At 41.6% G+C, this 22508-nt stretch carries 19 protein-coding genes; 11 read left to right on the plus strand and 8 right to left on the minus strand.

All coding sequences use genetic code 11. The features are described 5' to 3' along the window. Positions 1-70: 70 nt before the first annotated feature. Positions 71-1681 (minus strand): glycoside hydrolase family 43 protein, encoded by a 1611-nt coding sequence (locus tag K3T81_RS02975; RefSeq protein ID WP_238018134.1) that lies wholly within the window; start codon positions 1679-1681, stop codon positions 71-73. A 337-nt stretch (positions 1682-2018) separates the two neighbouring features. On the opposite strand from K3T81_RS02975, the gene K3T81_RS02980 reads away from it, so the two are divergent. The 3 genes from K3T81_RS02980 (at position 2019) to K3T81_RS02990 (ending at position 5115) form a co-directional block, all read left to right on the plus strand. After that, positions 2019-3317 (plus strand): extracellular solute-binding protein, encoded by a 1299-nt coding sequence (locus tag K3T81_RS02980; protein ID WP_106897877.1) that lies wholly within the window; start codon positions 2019-2021, stop codon positions 3315-3317. A gap of 81 nt (positions 3318-3398) precedes the next feature. Then, positions 3399-4277 (plus strand): carbohydrate ABC transporter permease, encoded by an 879-nt coding sequence (locus K3T81_RS02985; protein WP_238018135.1) that lies wholly within the window; start codon positions 3399-3401, stop codon positions 4275-4277. 16 nt (positions 4278-4293) lie between these two features. Further along, positions 4294-5115, plus strand: coding sequence for an ABC transporter permease subunit (locus K3T81_RS02990; RefSeq protein ID WP_161464264.1), 822 nt, complete (start codon positions 4294-4296; stop codon positions 5113-5115). 372 nt (positions 5116-5487) lie between these two features. On the opposite strand, the gene K3T81_RS02995 is transcribed toward K3T81_RS02990, so the two are convergent. Next, a complete protein-coding gene (locus K3T81_RS02995; protein ID WP_238018136.1) occupies positions 5488-6105 on the minus strand; it encodes a YesL family protein in 618 nt (205 codons plus the stop codon). A gap of 255 nt (positions 6106-6360) precedes the next feature. Between K3T81_RS02995 and K3T81_RS03000 the strand changes: the two genes are divergently transcribed. Then, positions 6361-7509, plus strand: coding sequence for an ROK family transcriptional regulator (locus K3T81_RS03000; RefSeq protein WP_238018137.1), 1149 nt, complete (start codon positions 6361-6363; stop codon positions 7507-7509). 470 nt (positions 7510-7979) lie between these two features. On the opposite strand, the gene K3T81_RS03005 is transcribed toward K3T81_RS03000, so the two are convergent. Continuing rightward, on the minus strand, positions 7980-8741 hold the full coding sequence (locus K3T81_RS03005) for an MBL fold metallo-hydrolase (protein WP_238018138.1): 762 nt from the start codon (positions 8739-8741) through the stop codon (positions 7980-7982). Positions 8742-8869: 128 nt separating this feature from the next. Here K3T81_RS03005 and K3T81_RS03010 point away from each other — a divergent pair, with 128 nt between their 5' ends. Next, positions 8870-9280 (plus strand): Lrp/AsnC family transcriptional regulator, encoded by a 411-nt coding sequence (locus K3T81_RS03010; protein WP_106897871.1) that lies wholly within the window; start codon positions 8870-8872, stop codon positions 9278-9280. A 134-nt stretch (positions 9281-9414) separates the two neighbouring features. Here K3T81_RS03010 and K3T81_RS03015 read toward each other — a convergent pair whose 3' ends face one another. Continuing rightward, the gene (locus K3T81_RS03015; protein ID WP_238018139.1) at positions 9415-10143 is read right to left on the minus strand and encodes a MurR/RpiR family transcriptional regulator; all 729 of its coding nucleotides are present in this window, start codon (positions 10141-10143) and stop codon (positions 9415-9417) included. 343 nt (positions 10144-10486) lie between these two features. Here K3T81_RS03015 and K3T81_RS03020 point away from each other — a divergent pair, with 343 nt between their 5' ends. Together K3T81_RS03020 and K3T81_RS03025 are read left to right on the plus strand one after the other, a co-directional pair. Then, positions 10487-11815, plus strand: coding sequence for a 6-phospho-beta-glucosidase (locus K3T81_RS03020; RefSeq protein ID WP_238018141.1), 1329 nt, complete (start codon positions 10487-10489; stop codon positions 11813-11815). Between the two features lie 80 nt (positions 11816-11895). Further along, positions 11896-12258: a hypothetical protein gene (locus K3T81_RS03025; protein WP_238018143.1), complete on the plus strand. Its 363-nt coding sequence runs from the start codon at positions 11896-11898 to the stop codon at positions 12256-12258. A gap of 54 nt (positions 12259-12312) precedes the next feature. On the opposite strand, the gene K3T81_RS03030 is transcribed toward K3T81_RS03025, so the two are convergent. Genes K3T81_RS03030 through K3T81_RS03045 form a run of 4 tightly spaced genes read right to left on the minus strand, consistent with a single transcriptional unit; the run spans position 12313 to position 17008 of the window. Beyond that, positions 12313-13350 (minus strand): aldose epimerase family protein, encoded by a 1038-nt coding sequence (locus K3T81_RS03030; RefSeq protein WP_238018144.1) that lies wholly within the window; start codon positions 13348-13350, stop codon positions 12313-12315. A gap of 15 nt (positions 13351-13365) precedes the next feature. Then, a complete protein-coding gene (gene galT, locus K3T81_RS03035) occupies positions 13366-14838 on the minus strand; it encodes a UDP-glucose--hexose-1-phosphate uridylyltransferase (RefSeq protein WP_238018145.1) in 1473 nt (490 codons plus the stop codon). After that, a complete protein-coding gene (gene galE / locus K3T81_RS03040) occupies positions 14835-15836 on the minus strand; it encodes a UDP-glucose 4-epimerase GalE (protein WP_238018146.1) in 1002 nt (333 codons plus the stop codon). Before galE ends, galT begins: the two co-directional genes overlap by 4 nt. Beyond that, positions 15833-17008 carry a galactokinase gene (locus K3T81_RS03045; RefSeq protein ID WP_238018147.1) on the minus strand — a complete coding sequence of 392 codons (1176 nt, stop codon included), beginning with the start codon at positions 17006-17008 and terminating at the stop codon, positions 15833-15835. Before K3T81_RS03045 ends, galE begins: the two co-directional genes overlap by 4 nt. 560 nt (positions 17009-17568) lie before the next feature. On the opposite strand from K3T81_RS03045, the gene K3T81_RS03050 reads away from it, so the two are divergent. From K3T81_RS03050 to K3T81_RS03065, 4 genes are all read left to right on the plus strand, one after another. Further along, positions 17569-18846, plus strand: coding sequence for an ABC transporter substrate-binding protein (locus tag K3T81_RS03050; protein ID WP_238018148.1), 1278 nt, complete (start codon positions 17569-17571; stop codon positions 18844-18846). A gap of 226 nt (positions 18847-19072) precedes the next feature. Further along, positions 19073-19927 carry a carbohydrate ABC transporter permease gene (locus tag K3T81_RS03055; protein ID WP_058951035.1) on the plus strand — a complete coding sequence of 285 codons (855 nt, stop codon included), beginning with the start codon at positions 19073-19075 and terminating at the stop codon, positions 19925-19927. Further along, positions 19924-20760, plus strand: a complete 837-nt coding sequence (locus K3T81_RS03060; protein ID WP_238018149.1) for a carbohydrate ABC transporter permease — start codon at positions 19924-19926, stop codon at positions 20758-20760. The genes K3T81_RS03055 and K3T81_RS03060 overlap by 4 nt, the downstream gene beginning before the upstream one ends. 18 nt (positions 20761-20778) lie before the next feature. Next, positions 20779-22503, plus strand: a complete 1725-nt coding sequence (locus K3T81_RS03065) for a glycoside hydrolase family 35 protein (RefSeq protein ID WP_238018150.1) — start codon at positions 20779-20781, stop codon at positions 22501-22503. Positions 22504-22508 lie beyond the last annotated feature (5 nt).

A 22508-nucleotide genomic window follows, 5' to 3' on the forward strand; every position in this document is an offset into this window, starting at 1 on the left:
AAAACCGGTTACGCGAATTAAAGGCGTAACCGGTTTTTTTATAAATCCACTCGTGCTCTCACCTCACTCTTCAGCTTTCACTCCGATAAAGAAAATAGTCAAAATCTGCATGAAGATTCTGGCCAGAAGTATCCTGACACTGCATGCCTACAAAAGCTCCCGTAAAGAAGCCGCCTCCCTTAATATAATCATCTGAAAGTTTATGCGATGGTAATGTAACCGGAATCGTTGTCCATGTTTCCCCGTCGAAGGAATAGGCATATTCATAGGTATTGGTACGAACGTTGACTCGTAGATATACAGCCTCTAACTCTTCAGGTACGGTAATCTCATTCCCCAGTAAAGGCTGCTCCATTTGTTGATTATCATAAATGGTTAAGTCTAGTATTTTCCCTTTCTCTTCATCGTGTGTTAGCTGTAATGCTGTCCAATTTTCCGTGTTATAGTAATTCACCAGTCCTGCTGCTTGCTGAAAAGAGGTGGGCTGAAAGGCTACCTTCGTCTCTGCAGTAAACTCAAAATTTTGCCAGCGTCGTGCTACGTGTGCTTGGATGAATTTGGATGTTAATGATTCTTTTCCGTAGAGCCGTAAATGCCCTGGATTCTCTTTCAGAGAAAGAATGGAATCACCTAAAGGAATGCGCAGGGATTGAAAATGGTGATTTAACGTTTCTTTGTTAAAATCGTCCTTTTCGTCAAAATCTTTATCCCATGTGACCTCTGGTATGTTTGGTCCTTCAATATGAAGCGAAGGCTCATTTCCGTCTACGACATACGGCCAGTCCTTTTTCCATTCCAGACGTTGTATAGCGGTTTCCCTTCCAAGTGGACAATACCCACGTGGATCCAACAATGGCTTATTTTCTTCATGCAGGGGCCGCCCTGTCAGATGCACAAGAAACCATTCATCGGTATGGGTATGAACAATAGAGGCATGCCCCGCTTTTTGTAGCGGATTTCTTGGATATGGAAACGATGTAATGAGCGGATTGTCTGGATGGACTTCATATGGACCGTTGATGTTTCGAGATCGAGCGATCGTTGCCTGATGGTCGTATTTCGTTCCCCCCTCTGCAGTGAGAAGATAATAATACCCTTTACTTTTATACAGATGGGGGGCTTCTGTTAATTTCACATCTGTCCCTTTAAAGATAATCTCTCTTTTTCCAACAAGCTTTTGCTGTTCAGGATCATACTCCTGTAGGACTATGCCGTAAAAACTATGATTATGTGCCCGATGATCCCACACCATATTAACAAAGTATTTCTTGCCATCCTCATCATGGAAAAGGGAGGGATCAAATCCCGAACTGTTCATATGGATTGGCTCAGACCATTCCCCATCAATTGTGTCACAGGTTACTAAGTAATTGTGGCAATCCTTCCAACTGCCATCTACTACTTTTACGTCCGTATAAATGAGCCAGAACTTCCCATCACTGTAAGAGAGCGCTGGTGCCCAGACACCGCCCGAGTCAGGGTTTCCAAGCATATTCAATTGGCTAACGCGCTGGAGCGGTCTTGAGATAAGCCGCCAATTTTTAAGGTCCTTAGAATGATAAATACCTACACCTGGAAACCATTCGAAGGTCGAAACGGCAATGTAGTAGTCTTCACCAGCCCGACATATGCTTGGGTCCGGGTTAAAGCCTGTTAAAATAGGGTTTTGAATTGTTGACAATGTTACTCACTCCTTTAGTATTTTCATAGATTTTACAAAGATAAAGAGCTGACATTAACGAGGAGAACATCTGCTAGTATGCGCTTACAAAATAAATGGTCAGCAACAACTTTGTCTAAGGGGCCGATAAACGACGAATCCTCATTTATTATTTAGGAGCATAACATAGGAAATAGAAGTTGGGAAGTAGCAAAATGGGATGCTACCCGCTATATTTCCGAAAAAAAGCCTCAAAAAAATCTTTGTTTATCCGCTAGACAAACGATGTAGCACGTGTTATTCTATGTGTAAGCTTTGACAGGAAAATTTTTTAAAATAAACTAATGGGGGTTAACACATGCTTAAAAGGAAAGCGTTTGCAGGTGTCTTTGTTATTTTCCTTTCTGTTTTGGTCATGGTGGGGTGCTCTTCTGATGAAGAGGCAAATTCAAGTTCTGGTGGTGACAAGACGATCGAGTTTATGCACTTATGGCCGGAAGGTAGTTCTGCACAGCACAACAAAATTGTAAGCGATATCATTAAAGATTTTGAGAGTGAGCATGACGGTGTAACCATTGATTTGGAAGTTCTGAGTAATGAGCAGTACAAGGACAAATTAAAGGTATTATCTACATCTAATGAACTACCAGATGTGGGAATGACATGGGCGGCAGGATTTTTAGAGCCATATGTGGACGGGGAGATGTTTACCCCGCTAGATGATCTACTAGAAGGAGACTTAAATGATAGCTTCGTTTCCGGAACAGCAGAAGCTTATGAAATAGACGGTAGCACATACGGGCTTCCATTGGAATTAAATATTGCTACGGTTTTTTATAATAAAGCTATATTTGATCAGTATGGACTAGAAGCCCCTGCGACATATGAGGAACTCCAACAAGTCGTGAAGACGTTGAATGAAAATGATGTTGCTCCAATAGCCCTTGGAAATAAAGACCGCTGGACTGGTTCCTTATGGTATATGTACTTGGCAGATCGTATCGGAGGGGCTGAAGTTTTAACAAATGCTATTAATCGCTCCGGTTCTTTTGAAGATCCAGCTCTTGTAGAAGCTGCTGATAAAGTACAGGAATTAGTAGACATGGATAGTTTTGTAAAGGGCTTTAACGGCCTTTCAGATGAGGAAGCCAAAAGCATGTTTATGAACGAGCAGGCTGCCATGTACCTTATCGCCACATGGGATTTACCGAATTATACAACAAATGAAGATGTTCCACAGGAATTTAGAGATTCTGTAGGATATTTTCCTTTCCCAACAGTGGAAGGTGAAGGAGACATGAACAGCTTTGTTGGTGGACCTGGTGTAGGATTGTTTGTCGCTGAAGATTCTGAGGTGAAAGAAGAGGCGAAAGAGTTTGCATCCTTCTTTGTTCAGGAATGGGGAGAAAAGTCTGTGACAGAGGCGGGTGTTATTCCGGCTACTAAGGTAGATGCTGGGTCATTGGATTTGCCTGATATGTATGTTGATGTGCTGGATGACCTAAATGAGGCTACTAATATCACATTGTTTGCCGATGTACAGATGAGCGCGGATGTAGCGCAGGTTCATTTGGACATGATCCAATCACTTTTCGGCACGGAGATATCTCCTGAAGATTTCGCTAAAGAGCATGAGGAAGCACTTTCAGCAGAGTAATAGATTGATTTAATAAAAGAAAAGGGCATCTCCATCAAGTGGAATGTCCTTTTCTACATAATAGATATGGGGTTGAATGGTATGAATAAAGTAATGTCCAACAAATGGATAATAGCACTGTATGTTCTCCCAGCGCTCTTGTTAATTGCTGTGCTCATTTTTATTCCACTCATTTTGACTGGATACTATGGGTTGATGGATTGGAATGGCATTGCCACTATGGAGTTTATTGGGCTTGAAAATTATATTAACGCGATCCAGGATGCGAAATTCTGGGAAAGCGCCTTACATTCTTTCTTACTCGCTTTATTTTCCACGCTCAGTTTACTTGTTTATCTAGCAATCTCGTTAATATTAGCCTCAAAAATTAAGGGATCTGATCTGTTGAGGAAAATTTATCTCATTCCAATGCTTCTCTCATCTGTTGCAATTGCGCAACTATGGATAAAAGTGTTTAATCCTTCAAATGGAATGTTAAACAGTATTTTAATGGCATTGGGTGTAGATAATCCTCCCGCCTGGCTGGCAGAACCTTCTATTGTATTGTACGCAATTTTTATCCCAATTTTGTGGCAGTATGCAGGGTTTTACATTTTGATCTACTACGCGGCTTTAAAAAATATCCCAGAACCTTTAGTAGAAGCGGCTAGAATCGATGGTGCGACACCACTGCAAATAGCCTACAAAATTAAATTACCATTGATTATGTCTGTATTTAAAGTAACCATTGTGTTAGCGATTGTCGGGTCTTTAAAATATTTTGATCTTATTTATGTTATGACAGGTGGGGGACCAAATGGTGCTAGTGAAGTAATGGCATCCTATATGTACAAACTTGCATTTTCTAGTAATGAATTCGGCTACGGGAGTGCAATCGGCTTTTTGTTACTCATCATCACCCTGATTGTAACGGTTATTGTGCGAAAAGCTACAGCAACAAAAGAAGAAATCCAATATTAAAAAAGGGGGTTATATAGTGGGGCGAATTGGTTATATTATACTTTACTTTTGCTTAGGGCTTGTTGCATTATTTCAGATATTCCCGATCATCTGGTTATTCTTATTTTCTTTAAAAGATAATAAAGAAATATTCTCCGGATCACCTTTTGCGTTGCCAGCAGAATTTCGCTGGGAAAACTACGTGAAGGTTTGGGAAGGCGGGATTGGACTTTACTTCTGGAATAGCATTTGGATTACAGGGATTGCGATTATTTTAACTGTATTACTGGCAAGCATGGCTACCTTTGTTATTACAAGAATGCACTGGAAGCTTAGTAAACTGGTATTAGGTTTGTTTATGATTGGTTTAATGATCCCAATCCATTCGGCGATTATCCCTTTATTCAGTATGTTTTTAAATGTCGAGTTAATTGATAATCCATGGTCAATTGTCATTACATACACGGCATACAATCTACCCATAACCATGATGATCTTGCTAGGATTCTATTACACACTACCACGTGAAATAGAGGAGGCAGCTATTATTGATGGTTGTTCCATTCATCGCATGTTTTTTAGAATCATTCTTCCGATGACGATGCCGGTTATGTCTACTACCGTCATTATTAACATGATTTATAACTGGAATGAGTTTGTGTTTGTGAATACCTTTATCAGCTCTGATAAGTACAAAACCCTTACTGTAGGGATTCAGAACTTTATTGGCCAATATATGACAGATTGGGGGGCGATTGGCGCAACCTTAATTATAAGTGTCGTTCCCATTTTACTCGCCTTCCTCTTTTTCAGTAATAAAGTGGTGGAAGGGATCTCTTCGAGTGCAATAAAAGGATAAGCAACGTCCCCTTGGTTTCAATGACACAAGGGGATGTTTTTTTAATTTCTAGGAAACTATAAATTATTTAGCTGTGGGTAACTTAGTGTACTTGAACAGCCACGTCCGGCTCCAGCGCCCAGCAACTAGAAAGCTTCACACTTCTCCAATACGATAAAGCAGACTTGCCGACTGGGTTAAACCAGAGGCCTAGCCTCCCTTATACCCTTGTGGTGAAAGTCAACATCGATTTCCTAGAAATATTGTTGGTCGACTAAAACCGGCCTTGTCGGCCAACGTCGACATACCCCTTTTGCAGGGGCATGTTTCCTTTATCTCATTGCGAAGTGCTCCAGCTTGTACGTTACTGAACGGGCGCTTCCGCCTTTGTTCTTAAACACGTTGCTTTTTTTTGATTCTATCAAATGCATGAAGGCAAAGCCACATTGTAATAAAAGCGGAGGAGGGTGCTCCAAAGAGGAAGGCTAATGCTGGAAGAAAATCCATTACAAAGTAAAGGGAAAGAAAACATACTGCCATAAGCAGGCTATGTAATGGATGAATGAGCATAATGAGGAAGGCATTTTTAAATAGATTACCAAGATTTAAATCATAATGTACAAATGCAGGGAAAAGATAGCAAAGATAGATAGAAAACAAGAGTATAAATGCAAATAAGGGGGAGAAAGTCCATGTGGGCAAAATGCTTCCATAAAAACGAACGAACCAAATATCAGCACCAATTAATACTACCACTCCCATAAGCAGCATTCCGAAAAGGTTACTTTTCCAAAAGTCTTTTTTATAATAGCTTAAGTATGTCTTAAAGAGTGGCTGCTCTGTTTTCCCTCTCAACCAATCTCTCATAATAGCAAACATAGCTACTGTCGACGGGAAAAAACCGAGGAAGATTCCGCCTATCAAGGAAAAGAAGATCCAGAGAAGTTGAACATAAGCAAATCTAGTAATCCATTCCATTATCGTATATAGAACATTTCCTGCATTATTCATCATTCTGGCCCCCAAAGTATGTATCACGTTACCTGTCTCTATTATAACTGAAAGCGAATACATTCTGCAAAAAGGTAGTTGGACTTACAAGTTAGTAAAAGAAGACTTTGATTAATCATCCTAACTGTTTAACCTCTCTATTCACCACCAAAACTAGTGTGTGAACAGAGCCTCCGCACATCTTGTATATGATATACTTAACGGTATATATTCTTATAAAATTTGATAGAATTCATAGAGAACAGGAGCGGTAAAATGCAACGCGGTACCTTCCAATTAATGAAATCCGTAAATAAATCGATCATTTTAAATAAAGTACGAACAGCCGAGCCAATCTCACGTGCGCAAATTGCGAAAGAGACAAAGCTTACACCTCCCACTGTCAGCAGTATTGTGAAGGAACTACTGGAAGAGGGAATTATTAGAGAAAGCAGTCTTGGAGAATCACAAGGTGGCCGGAAGCCAACCATGCTACATATTAATTTAGATGCTTTTTATGTCATTGGGGTGGACGCTGGGCCACAGAGGGTAACAAGTATATTGACAGATCTGGCTGGGAATATCATCCACCGTGCTGATAAGGAGCTGTTTACACCTATAACAAATGAGCAATTCATGGGAGTTTTAAAGGATACGATAAGCGAAACAATTGAAGCCTCGAACAGGGAAAAACGCGAAATGGTCGGTATTGGTGTTGCCATGCATGGGGTAGTCAATGTGGAAACAGGCACCTCGCTCATTGCGCCGAACTTAAACCTGAAAAACATTCCGATCAAAGAAGAATTAGAGAAAGAATTCGAGCTTGATGTAAAAGTAGAAAACGACGCGCGGGCCATGGCATTAGGCGAATCATGGTTTGGTGGGCATGGTTCAGCCAGTATGGTTGCCGTAAATATTGGCCATGGGGTCGGTGCAGGGCTCGTAATAAATGAAAAATTATACCACGGTGATCGGGATATCGCGGGGGAAATCGGCCATATGACGATCGATTTGCATGGCCCTACATGTACATGTGGGAATACCGGATGCTTACAGGCTTTTGTATCAGGACCTGCTATAGCAGCCAGGGCCCAAAAGGAAGGACTAACTGGTGAGGACATTGCCAAACTGGCCAAGAGTGGGGACCAGGAAGCAACTTCCCTCCTAGAGGAAACGGGCAAGCTGATCGGTATTGGATTAGTTAACCTCATTCATTTGGTTAACCCAGAGAAGATTGTACTTGGTGGAGGGGTGATGAAAAGCGAGAAGTTCATCCTGCCAGCGATTAAAGAAACCATTTCAGCCAGAGGCCTTACTCAAGATGCCAAAGAAACCAACGTATCTGTTACAAAGCTTGGTGATCATGCAACATTACTGGGAGCTGTAGCACTTTTGCTTGTGGAGTTGTTTGATCCGGTAGGGTGAGAAAAGCAAAAATTATAAGAAAAAATGTAGGGGTTGGGACAAAAGTTCTCTAAACAATTGAAAACCCGAACTATCATGCAACTCCTTGTATAAAGGTTTGCCTAGTTCGGGTTTTCTTGTTTTAGCGTAGGCAGAATGCGGAGACTCCTTGAAAATGCTATAACATTTTCTGCGTGCGACGTGTTGCTGACGTAGCCTTTCTTGTCCAACGGGAATAGCGCGAGTCCGAAGACCCCACAGTTTTGGGAGAGTAACAAAGGCTAAGAGCGCCACGTCCTGTGGCAACGCCTTCGTGACCAACATCCTGTTGGCCCGAGGCCGTGCCCGTGGAAAGCGAAGTGTTCTGCCAAGCGACGCTAGAAAGTATTATTCGTGTTTAAACAGCAATAATATAATTTTGTCCCAGCCTCATTAAAAATCATTTAAATGAGAAAGCTTCGTGCCATAAAACGGCAAGCAGTCCTTGTTTATTAAACTGTGTAACTTTCCCCGTCATTTGGCACTAATACATGAGATGCGATACCTTTTTCCTTCGCAAAGCTCTTTAATTCTTCTCTCGACAATGTCCAATGATTTACTGCTTCCATATGAACAGAAACAATTTGAGCATTAGGTGCTGCCTTGTGTACCTCGTAAATATCCTCTTTCCCCATTACTAAAGAACCGCCTTCATAAAATTGGTTATCACCGCCATTGACGACAATAATGTCAGGGTTATGCGTGTCGATTGCCTCCTGAACCCCTTCATACCAAACCGTATCTCCAGCTACATATAATGTCTTTTCTGAACTATGCTTGAAAACAATGCCACAAACGAGACCAGAAAGTTTTAAAATTTCTCCGCGCCCATGCTCGCCTTTGGTCTTACTTAATTGGATTCCTCCAAAAACAGTGTCCTCTCGTAATACCTCGACATTATGGAAATTGCTGTTTCTAACTTCTTTGGCATCTTCTTCATTTTGGGTAAATAATTTGATTCCTTTCGGCAATAGTTTTACTGCCTCTTCGTCCCAGTGATCAGGGTGCAGGTGTGTGACAATCACAGCGTCTACATCTTTAACAATCTCTTCCACAGATACCGGCAAGGCTACCAAAGGATTGTTTTGATCCTGTCTAGGTGAATTCGGCAGAGGAGCATAAGCGCCTTTTTCCCCTAAATACGGGTCGATTAAAAACTTTTTCCCTGCATATTCTACCACGAGGGTTGCATTACGAATTAACTTTATATCCATGTTTTGAACTCCCTTATTTTGAGATTATTAGTAAGCCTGTATAGTTTATAATAGAACGAACTTATAGATAAACAGATAAAATAAAGTCTTTTGCCTCTTTCGCTTTATTTTTGAAAGGAGTTCAATAAATGCTGGATCATACCGATATGCGTATTTTGGAGGAATTAAGTAATAATAGTAGACTTTCCATGAAGGAACTAGGTGCAAAAGTCCATTTGACTGGGCCTGCTGTATCAGCCAGGGTAATGAAGCTAGAGGATGAGGGTGTAATTGAGGGATATTCTATTAAGTTGAATCAAGCTAAGCTAGGATATTTTGTACATGCATTTATAACAATCATTACGAAAAGTACTCACCATGCTCCGTATTTATCGTTCCTCAAAACACAAGAAGGTAACATAGTCCGTAACTATAAAATTAGTGGGGATGGCTGTTACCTTCTTGAATGTAAGTTCCCTTCGAATGAAATACTAAATACTTTTTTGGAAGAGTTAAACGAGCACGCAAACTACAAATTATCAATTGTTATTGGGAAGTAGCGGGCATTAGAGAGGAACGGCACATATGTAAAAATCGATAATTTCCATACCAAAAATCCTCTATTGGTCATAAGTTGAAAGGTTTTATTATAAGAGTAGCATCAATTGCTAAAAGGAAGCCCATAAACTCAAATTTACTTCCTAGTTCGTATTTCATACACTTTTCTTGCTAACTCTTCTAATATATAAATAACAGGGATTTGTGTCGTCACATTGGACTCTGCAAAAAATTCCTCCGTCACATAATAGGATACATTGTTATCAGAGGCTTTTGCGATCGTGGATTGCATGTTATTCGTGATACTTAAAATTTCACTACCTTTTTCTTTAAGCTTATGAATGTGAGATAAGGTAATCCCGCTTTCACCAGAAACGGACAAAGCAACGGTAACGCAGTCATGTAAGTCGGCGTGAATTGGAAAATACCAGTCTTTTAAATACGTAGAGAAGGTTCCTAAGCTCGATAGATACCTAGCCCCATATTCTGCAAGTGCCCCTGAACTGCCAATCCCTATGAAATATACATGATTCGCTTTAGAAATAGCTTCTGCAGCATCCTCTAGCTTGGAAGTAAAGCGCTCATTTTGGGTGCGCTCAAAAAACTCCGCTAACACGTGTTGGCCGCTTTTAACCTTCATGTTAGGTTTTTCATCAAGTAAGAGCTTTAACTTTACTTTAAACTCTGAGAAACCATCACAATGTAATTTTCTACAGAAACGCATAATAGTAGAAGTGGAAACATGTGATTCATCCGCAAGATCGCGTATGCGCATATAAACGACTTTTTCTTTATGCTGCATGACATATTTATATAGAAGCATTTCTAGATCATTAAACGATGCAATAACCTCATTTGTAAACAAAGGCTCAGCTCCTCCCGAAATAGTAGTCTATTTGTTTAGTATAAAGTAAAACTGCAATCAGTGGGGGTTTTCATTCTTCCCCACTGATTGTTAGTTGAACCAATCGGGGTGTTAGCGTCCGTTTACTTCCACTTGAACATCATTGTTTCACTTCATGTTATGAAGTGGAAGTCTTACGGACGTTTGCACCGGGATAAACTAAATAGGAAACACTGTGTGACGAATGCGAAACAAATTGCTTTCGTTGAAACAAAAATCTAACGCTTTCATAAGCCTATCAGAATCTTTTATTCTTCTATAGAATTGGGTTTGTACGTTCATTATCTATTTAGGAGGATGAATTATGAGCAAAGGATTGAAGATTGCGACGATCGGTGGAGGCTCAAGCTATACGCCAGAACTAGTAGAAGGCTTTATAAAACGATACGATGAGTTACCAGTACGTGAATTATGGCTGGTGGATATAGAAGCAGGGAAGGAAAAGCTAGAAATAGTTGGAAACCTTGCAAAACGAATGATTGAAAAAGCAGGACTGCCAATTGAAGTTCATTTAACATTAGATAGAAAAGCCGCATTAAAGGACGCAGACTTTGTTACAACCCAGTTTCGTGTCGGCCAGTTGGACGCACGTGCTAAAGATGAAAGAATCCCGTTAAAGCATGGTGTGTTAGGTCAGGAAACGAATGGCCCTGGTGGACTTTTTAAAGGATTGCGTACGATCCCCGTTATTTTAGACATTGTAAAAGACATGAAAGAGCTTTGCCCAGATGCTTGGTTAATTAACTTCACCAACCCTGCTGGTATGGTAACAGAAGCCATTCTTCGCTATACAGATCACGAAAAAGTAGTTGGTTTATGTAATGTGCCAATTGGAATGGAAATGGGAACAGCAAAGCTATTGGATGTAGATCACTCCCGTATTCGAATTGATTTCGCTGGTTTAAATCACATGGTATACGGATTAGACGTGTATTTGGACGGTGTAAGTGTCAAAGATCGTGTTATAGAATTGTTAGCTGCTCCAGAGAATAGTAGTTTTGTGAAGAATATAGACGGACTAGGATGGGAGCCAGAATTTATTCGTGCGTTAAATGCTCTAACTTGTCCTTATCATCTTTACTACTATAAGCGTAATGAAATGCTGGAAAAAGAGCTGAAAAACTTTAAAGAGGGTACGACAAGAGCAGAAGTAGTGAAAAAATTAGAAGCGGAATTATTTGAGCTATACAAAGATCCTAACATCTCCATCAAACCACCACAGTTAGAAGAGCGAGGCGGGGCGTATTACAGTGATGCAGCAGTTCGATTGATTTCATCTATGTATAATGATAAGCGAGATATTCAACCGGTTAACACAAAAAATAATGGATCGATCGCAAGCATCCCGAATGACTCAGCAGTGGAAGTGAGCTGTGTCATTACCAAAGAAGGGCCTAAGCCGATTGTAAATGGGGACCTTCCAGTTGCAGTTAGAGGTTTAGTACAACAAATTAAATCATTTGAACGTGTAGGGGCAGAGGCCGCCGTAACGGGTAACTATGATACAGCGTTACTTGCTATGACAATCAACCCACTCGTTCCGTCTGACAAAGTAGGAAAGGTAATCTTGGACGAAATGCTGGAAGCACATAAAGAACATTTGCCACAGTTTTTCCAAGCTGTTGGAAAATAGGTAGTGAAGGGAGTAGTGATATTATATTGCTACTCCTTTTTCGGATTGGATATTGGTGATGAGGAGATTATATATTTTTAATGACTACTGTATTGACCATAAAGGCGGGGTTCTATTTGATAATAGCAAGGTTATCAATTAATGAGGCCAATCAATCAGAAAAGCGGTTCAATCAATCAGAGGAGTGTTCCAATCGATCACGAACGCCCGCCAATCAATCAGAGGAGTGTTCCAATCGATCACGAACGCCCGCCAATCAATCAGAAGAGTGTTCCAATCAATCACGAACGCCCACCAATCAATCAGAAGAGTGTTCCAATCAATCACAAACGCTCTCCAATCAAACAGAAGAGTGTTCCAATCAATCACGAACGCTCTCCAATCAATTAGAAGAACTTCTCTTCGACTACTCCGTCCATATTAGCCATGAGACAAGCATATAATAAAAACACCAGCTTCTACATGGAGAGCTGGTGTTTACTTTTAACTAATCCTTCTTACAAAACTCCAAAATCAAACAACGTCCTAGTCTGATAAACTTCTCCTGGCTTCAACACTACTCCCGGAAATCCTTCGTGATGCAAGGAAGCGGGGGAGGCTTGCGTTTCAAAGCAGACACCAAGATACTGCCGTGAAATCCCTTCCTGTAGCTGCAATCCTTCAGGCAAATTATTCGATGTATACATCACCATGCCGGGCTGGTCTGTTTGCACCGTCATTTTTCTGCCAGAGACCGGGTCAGCTGCTGTTGCTTTTGTTTCCTTATTATTTTCGTTAAAAATAAAATAGTGATCAATGCCCTGCCCAGCGACACGATTTTGTTCCGTATCTCCATTAAAACCATCCTGTAGGGCACGGGCTTTACGAAAGTCAAAGGTCGTTCCATCTACGGAAAGCAGCTCACCTGTCGGGATAAGCTTTTCATCAAGCTCTACAAAATAATCGCTATCGATTGATACATGTTGCTCATGCAAGGTATGCCGTAAATCCCCGCTCAAGTTAAAATAAGAATGGTTCGTCAGCGTGAGCGGTGTTGTCTTGTCAGTTGACGCCGTATAGTTGATCTCAAATTGATTGCTTTGATGAAGGGTGTAGGTGACCTGAACGTCTACCTTTCCCGGATAGCCACCTTCCCCGTCGGCTCTTGTATAAGAAAGAACAAGTCCCACAGCATCGGCCTTTTCAAAGGGCTCTACATCCCAAATAACCTGATGAAATCCTGTTGAGCCACCATGCAGGTGATGTACGCCCTCATTATTTTCCAGCTTATATGCCAGGCCATCCAGCACAAATTGGCTGTTCGCAATTCTCCCTGCCACTGGTCCGATTATGGCACCGAAGTAATTGGGGTTGGTTTGATACTCCTTATAATCGGCATAGCCAAGCACAACGTTTTCTAGGTTGCCAGCTTTATCAGGAACGAGCATTTTTGTAATAATGCCACCAAAGTTTAGTGCGTTAACTTGCATCCCATTATCATTCGTAAGGGTATATTCCTTCCATGATTTCTCCAAATCCCTAACTTCTATTTTCAACTTGATCCCACCTTTCTATAATGTGTGAAGGAAGCGCTGAAAAGCATCCTTCTCTTTAAAGACGCCGGCATCCTCGAGAACCCGGACGAATTTTTTACCAAGCTCGTGCTGGATGATGTTTTTCGCTTCTGATGCTGACTCTATCGTACCATATGATTCTTTTAACTCCGCTGCCCAATGCTGATGAATCGGGTTAACTATAGCATCCTGTCCCAACAGTTCTTTTTCTAGTTCAACAATCTCTTCTTTCAAACGTGCAGGGAGAACGGCAAGACCCATTACTTCAATTAGGCCAATGTTTTCCTTTTTAATATGGTGAACATCAGCATGGGGATGAAAAATTCCCATTGGATGTTCCGCTGACGTTCGATTATTGCGCAAGACAAGATCTAGCTCGTATTTGCCATCACGCATGCGCGCAATCGGGGTGATGGTGTTATGGGCATCATCACCAGAAAAAGCTTGAATGGCTGCACGCTCATCGGAATACCCGCTCCATGTTTGGAGAACGTGATCAGCAGCATCTAGCAGCTGTGCTTTTTGCTCACTTTTTAAGCGAATTACGGATAGGGGCCATTTTAGGACCGCTGCATGAACATCTGGAAAATCGCCGAGCGTAACAGGGAATGCTTCTGCCGCATTGCTCATCGCAAACTCATAACGCCCTGCCTGGTAATGATCGTGGCTAAGAATTGAACCGCCAACAATCGGCAGGTCTGCATTGGAACCAATAAAATAGTGCGGAAAAATATCCGTGAATGCGAGCAAGCGGGCGAAGGCTTCCTTGCTAATTTTCATGTCACGATGTTCTTCTGCAAGTAAAATGCTGTGCTCGTTATAGTAAACATAAGGAGAATATTGGAAATACCATGTTTCTCCGCCAAGGGGCACCCGAATCATCCGGTGGTTAGCCCTTGCCGGGTGCCCTGTACGTCCTGCATAGCCTTCGTTTTCGATACAAAGCACACATTTTGGATAATCGAGCGCCTGCTTCATTTCCCGCTCGCGCCTAATTTGTTCAGGGTCTTTTTCTGGTTTGGACAAATTAATCGTAATATCCAAGTTCCCGTATTTGGTTACGGTTTTAAAATGAACGTTCTTCTTTATCCGATTCATTTGAATATAGTTGCTGTCTTTACTGAGCTTATAAAAATAGTCGGTCGCCTCAACTGGAGAGACATTATATTTTTTATAAAACTGTTCATTCACCACAGAGGGGCGCGCGATAAAACAATTCATGATGTTGGCGGATAGCATTTCTTTTTCCTCTAGCACATCGGCAATGATGCCTTCCTTTATGGTGTAGGAAGTGATGTTCTCCAGGATATCGGGTATGGTGCGTTCTGTAGCTACTGCCTCTATTTCCGGAAAGGATGGGAGCTGCAAAAGCTGCATCACTTGATTTTGTGCATAAATCTCGTCAGCAGGCTCGATTAATTTTTCGCTGATGGCTTGCTGAACGAGGGCAGCGATGTCTTCATAAATCATTTGCTGTCAGCCTCCTCGTACCCGTTTGGGCGTGATGTATGCCAGTTCCAGGCATCCTGCATAATAGTATGGATGGCAGTGCGTGTTGGGTTCCAGCCTAGGATGCGCTTGGCTTTTTCTGGACTCGCGATTAAAACAGCTGGATCTCCAGCACGGCGTGGGCCAGACTGGGTTGGGATCTTTTTCCCTGTTACCTTACGTGCAGCCTCAATCATTTCTTTGACGGAAAAGCCCTGACTGCTGCCAAGGTTAAAAATGTCACTACTTCCGCCTTTTTTTAAATACTCCAGTGCAAGCAGGTGGGCATCGATTAAGTCCTCGACATGCACATAATCGCGGACACACGTACCATCATCAGTGTCATAATCTTCACCAAAGATGGTAATATGGTCGCGCTGGCCAAGGGCGACTTGTAAGATGATTGGAACGAGATGTGTTTCCGGACGATGATCTTCGCCGATTTCCCCTGACGCGCGGGCGCCAGCTACATTAAAGTAGCGCAAGGAGACATAGCGGATATCATGAGCCTGAGCAGCCCAGCGCATCATTTTTTCCATCGTTAGTTTCGTCTCGCCATACGTGCTTGCTGGGTTCGTCGGCATTGCCTCGGTAATCGGGACGGCTTCTGGTTCTCCGTATGTCGCAGCAGTAGAGGAGAAGACAATCTCTTTTACACCATGCTCGACCATTTCCTCGAGTAAGATCTGGGTGCCATACACATTGTTATCAAAGTACTGTAATGGTTTATCCATCGATTCTCCGACAAGTGAGCTTGCGGCAAAATGAATAACAGATTCAACTGATTCCTTGGAAAAAACCTCGTGTAAAAAGTCGCGCTCGCGGATATCCCCCTTGTAAAAGGTAGCTTTCGGATGGACAGCAGCCCTATGACCTGTCAGTAAATTATCTACAACCACTACGTCCTTACCACTTTCAATTAATTGATAGACCGCATGGGAACCGATATATCCCGCTCCACCTAACACAAGAATGCTCATCTCATCACTCCTTCCGTTATTTCCTTTGCCCCGTCACCAATGTTTGCAGTATAAAATGTGGCTTCATAGCCGATTTTCTTTTTATAGGTGGACTGGATTTGTTCTTTTACAGTATCTAGCTTCCCGTTTTCAACAATCGCAATCGCACATCCACCAAATCCTGCCCCTGTCATTCTTGCGCCAACAACGCCATCTAATTCCCATGCTGTCTCCACAATCGTATCGAGTTCTTCCCCGGTCACCGCATAATCCTCTTTTAAGGAGACATGGGAAGCGTTCATCAACTTACCGAAAGCTTGTATGTCGTTTTCTTCTAGCTTTGCTTTTGCCTCTAAAGTACGCGCATTTTCATAAACGGCATGCTTTGCACGCTTTGCATGAATCGGGTCTTTAATAAGGTGTTTGTTTTGCTCAAATGCTTCTTTGGAAAGTTCTCCTAAACTTGTGATGTCAAGCTCCTCCTGCAAGTCAGCAAGTGCTGTTTCACATTGACTGCGGCGCTCATTATATTTTGAACCGGCCAATGTACGTTGTTTGTTCGTATTAATGATTAAGATGGAATGGTTTTCCAGTACGAGCGGGGCATAGTGATATTCCAACGTTTGGCAGTTTAATAGAATCGCATGATCCTGCTTGCCCATGCCGATAGCAAATTGATCCATAATGCCACTGTTTACTCCAATGTAGTTATTTTCTACATGCTGTCCGAGCTTTACCATGTCAATTCGGTCAAGTGTTACGTCGAATAACTCCTCAACAAGCACACCTGTCACCATTTCGATCGAGGCTGAGGAAGACAATCCCGCTCCATTCGGGATGTTTCCGTAAAATAGGATATCAGCCCCTGTTTCTAGTTGGTGACCTTTTTCGATGATGGCGCGGATCATGCCTTTTGGATAGTTGGCCCAGCTGTCAGCCTCATTGTAATCAAGGGCATGGATATCAGATTCAATCACCCCAGCTTCTGGGAAATTTATCGAGTAAAAACGTAGCTTTTGATCCGTACGCTTGCTGGCAACCGCATACGTACCAAACGAGATGGCAGCAGGGAAAACATGCCCGCCATTATAATCCGTATGCTCCCCAATCAAATTGATACGCCCCGGGGCGAAGAACATACGTGGCTGGCTTGATGTAGGAAAAACCCTTTTAAAATCCGTAACTAAATTCATGATATCCTCCTTGTTTTTTTTAGTTTATTAATTTAATTAATTAAGTTAAGCTTACCTTGTTTCTCGTAATCTTTCAAGCGCTTTCTTGAATAAAATGAAGGAGGTTTTGGAGGACACGAGTACACCTCAAAAAGTGAAACGAGAATCTCAAAAGTGAATCGAGAACCCCAAGAAGTGAATCGAGAACCCCAAGAAGTGAATCGAAAACCTCAAGAAGTGAAGCGAGAACCAGAGAAGTGAATCGAAAACCCCAAAAGTGAAACGAGAATCTTAAGAAGTGACGCGAGCATCTCAAAAAGTGACGCGTCAACCAACAAAAGTGACGCAAGCACCTCAAGAAGAGACGCACCACTCCCCAGAACTGACGCAGTCCTCCCACGAAGCGACGCAACACCCCCACAAAGAGACCCACCTAACTCCCAAACCTGCGCCACGAAAGCCTCCAACCCTATTAACTAAATATATTTACTAAAATATTTACTAAAACTATTGCTAATTATTTAAAATCAAGCTATGGTATTGGTAAGGCTTTCAAAACCAATTTTTTAGGGGGAAAGAGAATGAAAAGAGCTTCAATTATCTTTGCATTATTACTTTTTGCTTTAGCTGCATGTAGTGGAAATGACGGAAGTAGTGAACAAAATGAAAGCGGTGACAATAATACATTGTCGGTATGGGCATGGAATATTAATGTGCCTGTTATTGAAAAGGCTGCGGAAATGTTTGCAGAGGATCACCCTGGATTTGAACTTAATATAGTGGAAACTGGAACACCGGATGTATATCAAAAAATTACTACAGGATTACAAGCAAATGGGGAAGGATTACCAGATGTCATGCTTGTGGAAGATGATCGACTTCAAGGTTATCTTAACTCGTTCCCTGAAGCATTCGTAAACTTATCTGAAAAAGGATTTGCCGACGACCATATGGATAAATTCCCAGAGTACAAGACGGAATTATTATCTAAAGATGGCGATATGTATGGCTTCCCATTTGATTCAGGTCCTGCAGGCGTGTTTTACCGTGTTGATTTATTTGAGGAAGCAGGAATCGATGCTAACGCAATTGAAACATGGGACGACTTTATTGAGGCAGGAAAAGTACTTAGAGATGAATTGGATGTTGCCTTAACTGGAATCGACATTAATAACGATGATGGAGTATACCGTTTAATGTTAAACCAACAAGGTACGTTCTACTTTGATGAGGAAGGAAACGTTGACCTTACTTCTGAAGAATCTGTGAAAGCGATGAATGTAATCCAACAATTGAGCGAAGAAGGATTAAATGAAAATCTTGTTGGATGGGATGCTTGGATTGGTGGTCTGGCCAACGGTACAGTAGCAACTGCTCCATCTGGTGCGTGGCTTTCTGGTTCATTAACTGGGCAGGCTCCTGATATGGAAGGACAATGGGGCGTATTTCCACTTCCTGCCATGGAAGAGGGCGGCAACAGAGCAGCGAACCTTGGGGGAAGTAACTACATGATCTCTTCTAACTCCGAGAAGGTTGACCTTGCTTATGAATTTATGGAGTTTTTCTCAACATCTGATGAGGTCCAGCTTTATGCGATGGAAAATGGACTTTTTCCATCATTAAATACTATCTACACGGAAGACGTGTTTAGTGAAGAAGTAGCTTATTTTAATGATCAGCCTATCTGGACGATGTTTGCAGACCTAATTGAGGACGTTCCGTATGCTAACTATACGGGAGATTATTCTCTTGCTAGAGACGAAGCGACTAAGGCGCAATCACGAGCAGCTGATGGGAACGACCCAGCAGAGGCATTAGAAGAAGCCGCAAAACAATTAGAAAACAGATTAAATAAGTAAACAATATGAACGTTGGAGAAGTATAGATTTTAGTCTAATAGATTTATCATCATGGGAAGCGCCCCTGTTTTAATTTTGCGAAGGCATCTCCCATGAGGAGTCCATACAGCTCGACGTACTAGTAAACAAATAGTTTAAACAAATGAAGAATAAAGGGGGGAAATATGCACCCTTTATTCTGTCATTTTAGAGAATCACTCTATTCTGGAGAGAGGATGGAAAACGCATGAAGCAGTCTAAAAAATTTCCTTATTTATTCATAGCCCCAGCCGTTATTCTATTTATTGTTTTTACGGCCTACCCCATTATTGCTTCCCTCTATTTAAGCTTCCAGACCTATGAAGGAGGAAGTTATTCTTTTGCTGGGTTAAGTAATTATACGCGTTTACTAGAGGATTCGATTTTCTGGAAAGCGTTAGGGAACACGTTTATCATTTTCATTTTGCAGGTCCCGATTATGTTATTGATGGCGATGGCACTTGCAAGCGTATTGAACAGTCAATTGCTTAAATTAAAAGGCTTCTTTAGGGTATCTTTCTTTTTACCAGCGGTAACATCCCTTGTTGCCTATTCCCTGCTTTTTTCGATTATTTTACAGGACAATGGAATTTTAAATACGTTATTAAACGCGATTGGGATCGAGAATATTCCTTGGCTTTCCGACCCATTTTGGGCAAAAATATCGATTGTAATGGCGATGATGTGGAGATGGACAGGATACAACATGATCATTTTCCTTGCTGCATTGCAGAACATCCCGGATCACATGTATGAAGCGGCTTCGATCGATGGTGCAGGAAAGATACGACAGTTCTTTTCCATTACGATTCCAAACTTGAAGCCTATTATTCTATTTGCCGGAATTCTATCAACGATTGGTACCTTACAGTTGTTTGATGAGCCATTTAACCTGACGCAGGGCGGGCCCGCAGATTCTACGATGACACTAGGATTATACATTTATGAAAATGGGTTTGAGTACTTTGACTTTAGCTACGGAAGTGCGGTTGCTTATGTAGTCGTTGTACTTGTGGCTATACTATCTTACTTTCAATTTAAGGTTACGGGGGAAAAATCATGATGAATACAAACAAATCGAAACGTGGACTCGGCAAAGTTGGCATGTATGCGTTGTTGCTTCTGTTTTTAGTTATCTCCATTTTTCCTTTTTATTGGATGTTAGTTGGGTCAACCAACACTTCTGACAAGATGTTTACGAGCCCACCAACCTTGCTTCCAGGGTCTGAGTTTATGACGAACTTAAACAATCTTGATGCGACAGTAGGGATTTGGCGGGTGTTGTTTAACTCCTTGCTTGTTTCAGGAGTATATGTCGTGATTGCTTTGGCAGTGAGTGCGACGTCTGCCTATGCCTTTGCCAAATATGACTTTAAAGGGAAAAATGTAATTTTCACGATTTTCATTCTGTCGATGATGATTCCCTATCAAGCGACATTGATCCCTTTATTCCAAATGATGTCTAGTTACAATCTATTAAACACATATTTTGCGTTAATCGCACCACAGCTTTGTTATCCCTTTGCCATTTTCTTGATGCGGCAAAACTTTGCAGCATTTCCTACAGAGTTAATGGAATCTGCAAGACTGGATGGTGCAAGTGAACTGAAAATTTTCATGAAAATAGTGCTCCCTTCTATGAAACCTGCACTAGCTGCAACATCCATCTTTTTGTTTATGTTCCAATGGAATAACTTTATGTGGCCTCTAGTTGCCATTACATCACAGGATATGTATACCTTCCCGGTTGCATTATCTACTTTAAACGGCGTTTCCTTTACAGATTATGGTCAAGTAATGGTAGGAATTACGATCGCAACTATTCCAATTATGATCTTTTTCTTGGTCTTACAACGCCACTTCATCTCGGGAATGCTTGGCAGTGCAATAAAATAGAAAAGGTGCGTGAACGATATGCTTACAGTGAAAGACGACCAATTTATGTTAAACGGACAGCCGTTTCAAATTTTATCAGGGAGTATCCATTACTTCCGTGTCCCCCAAGAATATTGGGAGGATCGCTTAATTAAATTAAAAAACTGTGGATTCAACACAGTAGAGACATACATTCCATGGAACTTTCATGAACCGAAAAAAGGGCAATTTCATTTTGAAGGCATGGCAGACATTGAGCAGTTTATTGCAACAGCAGAAAGTCTAGGATTGTATATCATCCTCAGGCCAGCTCCGTATATTTGTGCAGAGTGGGAGTTTGGTGGGTTACCGGCATGGTTGCTTAAAGATCGTAATATGGCGCTGCGTTGTGCAGATCCGAACTTTCTTAAACATATAGAAGATTACTATGATGTGCTCCTTCCTAAGCTCGTACCGCATTTAATAACGAATGGTGGAAACGTCTTTGCCCTGCAAATTGAAAATGAGTATGGTGCATACGGGAATGACAAGCAATACTTGGAGCGAACCAGAGAGATATATAAAGAAAAAGGCATTGATGTGTTACTTTTCACTTCAGATGGCCCAGATATGATTGAAGATGGCTCCTTACCAGATGTTCTTACAACCTTAAACTTTGGTTCTCGTGTGGAAGATTCTTATGCGATGCTGGATGCATACAAGCCAGATAGTCCGAAGCTGTGTGCGGAATTTTGGATTGGTTGGTTTGATAGTTGGGGAAAGGAACATCACACAAGAGATCCTAAAGATGCAGCAGCTACACTGCGTGTCATGCTAGAAAAGGGTGGATCCGTCAATTTCTATATGTTCCATGGTGGAACGAATTTCGCGTTTTATAATGGTGCCAATCAATACGAGACATATGATCCAACCATTACCAGCTATGATTATGATTCCTTGCTAACAGAGTCTGGTGAGATAACGGAAAAATACAAAGAAGTCCAAAAGGTCCTCAAGGAATTCGGGACTATCCCAGAGCCAGTTGAGCCTCCGAATATACCAATTCTGCCAGAGCAAAAGGTGCAGCTCGATCGCTCTGTTAGCTTGTTTGATACGTTAACGACGATAGCCAACTATCATAAGCATGTGGTTCCGATGTCCATGGAGGAAATGGATCAAGCATATGGCTATGTCCTGTATCGCACGACGATTGACCGAAAAGCCGATATGGAAATGGATACCTCTATGATCCGTGATAGAGCTTTCTTATATATTAACGGAGAATATGTCCAAACCGTTTACCGAAATGATGAGAAAAAAGAAATTACCCTCTCCTTCCCTGAAGAGATAAACACGCTTGAAATATTCGTAGAAAATATGGGCCGGGTTAATTATGGGAAGCATTTGAGGGATCGCAAAGGAATAATCGAAAATCTATGGATTGATAATCAATATATGTTCCATTGGGAGATGTTCAGTATCGAGCTTGAGGAAGTAGTCCTAGACTTTTCAAGGGCAACTACAGAGCGTTTTCCGCAGTTTTATGAAGGTACATTTGAATTAGCTGAAACAGGGGACACCTTTCTTAACATGGAAGGCTGGAAAAAAGGCAATGTGTTTATCAATGGATTTAACCTGGGACGATATTGGGAGATTGGACCACAGAAAACGCTATACCTGCCTGCACCCTTTTTAAATGTAGGAGAAAACACGATCCAAATTCTAGAACTTGAAGGAACGAAACAGCAGGAAGTTCTATTTGCCAATAAGCCTGACTTGGGATAGGAAGG

This window comes from Oceanobacillus jordanicus (assembly GCF_022095695.1).
Classification (GTDB): domain Bacteria; phylum Bacillota; class Bacilli; order Bacillales; family Amphibacillaceae; genus Oceanobacillus_B; species Oceanobacillus_B jordanicus.

Coding starts and splice junctions, on each gene's coding strand:
- K3T81_RS02995 (WP_238018136.1), bottom strand. CDS start 6,105: ATGAATAATGCAGGAAATGTTCTATATACGATAATGGAATGGATTACT.
- galT (WP_238018145.1), bottom strand. CDS start 14,838: ATGATTTATGAAGACATCGCTGCCCTCGTTCAGCAAGCCATCAGCGAA.
- K3T81_RS02985 (WP_238018135.1), top strand. CDS start 3,399: ATGAATAAAGTAATGTCCAACAAATGGATAATAGCACTGTATGTTCTC.
- K3T81_RS03025 (WP_238018143.1), top strand. CDS start 11,896: ATGACTACTGTATTGACCATAAAGGCGGGGTTCTATTTGATAATAGCA.
- K3T81_RS03060 (WP_238018149.1), top strand. CDS start 19,924: ATGATGAATACAAACAAATCGAAACGTGGACTCGGCAAAGTTGGCATG.
- K3T81_RS03055 (WP_058951035.1), top strand. CDS start 19,073: ATGAAGCAGTCTAAAAAATTTCCTTATTTATTCATAGCCCCAGCCGTT.
- K3T81_RS03065 (WP_238018150.1), top strand. CDS start 20,779: ATGCTTACAGTGAAAGACGACCAATTTATGTTAAACGGACAGCCGTTT.
- K3T81_RS02980 (WP_106897877.1), top strand. CDS start 2,019: ATGCTTAAAAGGAAAGCGTTTGCAGGTGTCTTTGTTATTTTCCTTTCT.
- K3T81_RS03000 (WP_238018137.1), top strand. CDS start 6,361: ATGCAACGCGGTACCTTCCAATTAATGAAATCCGTAAATAAATCGATC.
- K3T81_RS03005 (WP_238018138.1), bottom strand. CDS start 8,741: ATGGATATAAAGTTAATTCGTAATGCAACCCTCGTGGTAGAATATGCA.
- K3T81_RS03010 (WP_106897871.1), top strand. CDS start 8,870: ATGCTGGATCATACCGATATGCGTATTTTGGAGGAATTAAGTAATAAT.
- K3T81_RS03050 (WP_238018148.1), top strand. CDS start 17,569: ATGAAAAGAGCTTCAATTATCTTTGCATTATTACTTTTTGCTTTAGCT.
- K3T81_RS03045 (WP_238018147.1), bottom strand. CDS start 17,008: ATGAATTTAGTTACGGATTTTAAAAGGGTTTTTCCTACATCAAGCCAG.
- K3T81_RS03020 (WP_238018141.1), top strand. CDS start 10,487: ATGAGCAAAGGATTGAAGATTGCGACGATCGGTGGAGGCTCAAGCTAT.
- galE (WP_238018146.1), bottom strand. CDS start 15,836: ATGAGCATTCTTGTGTTAGGTGGAGCGGGATATATCGGTTCCCATGCG.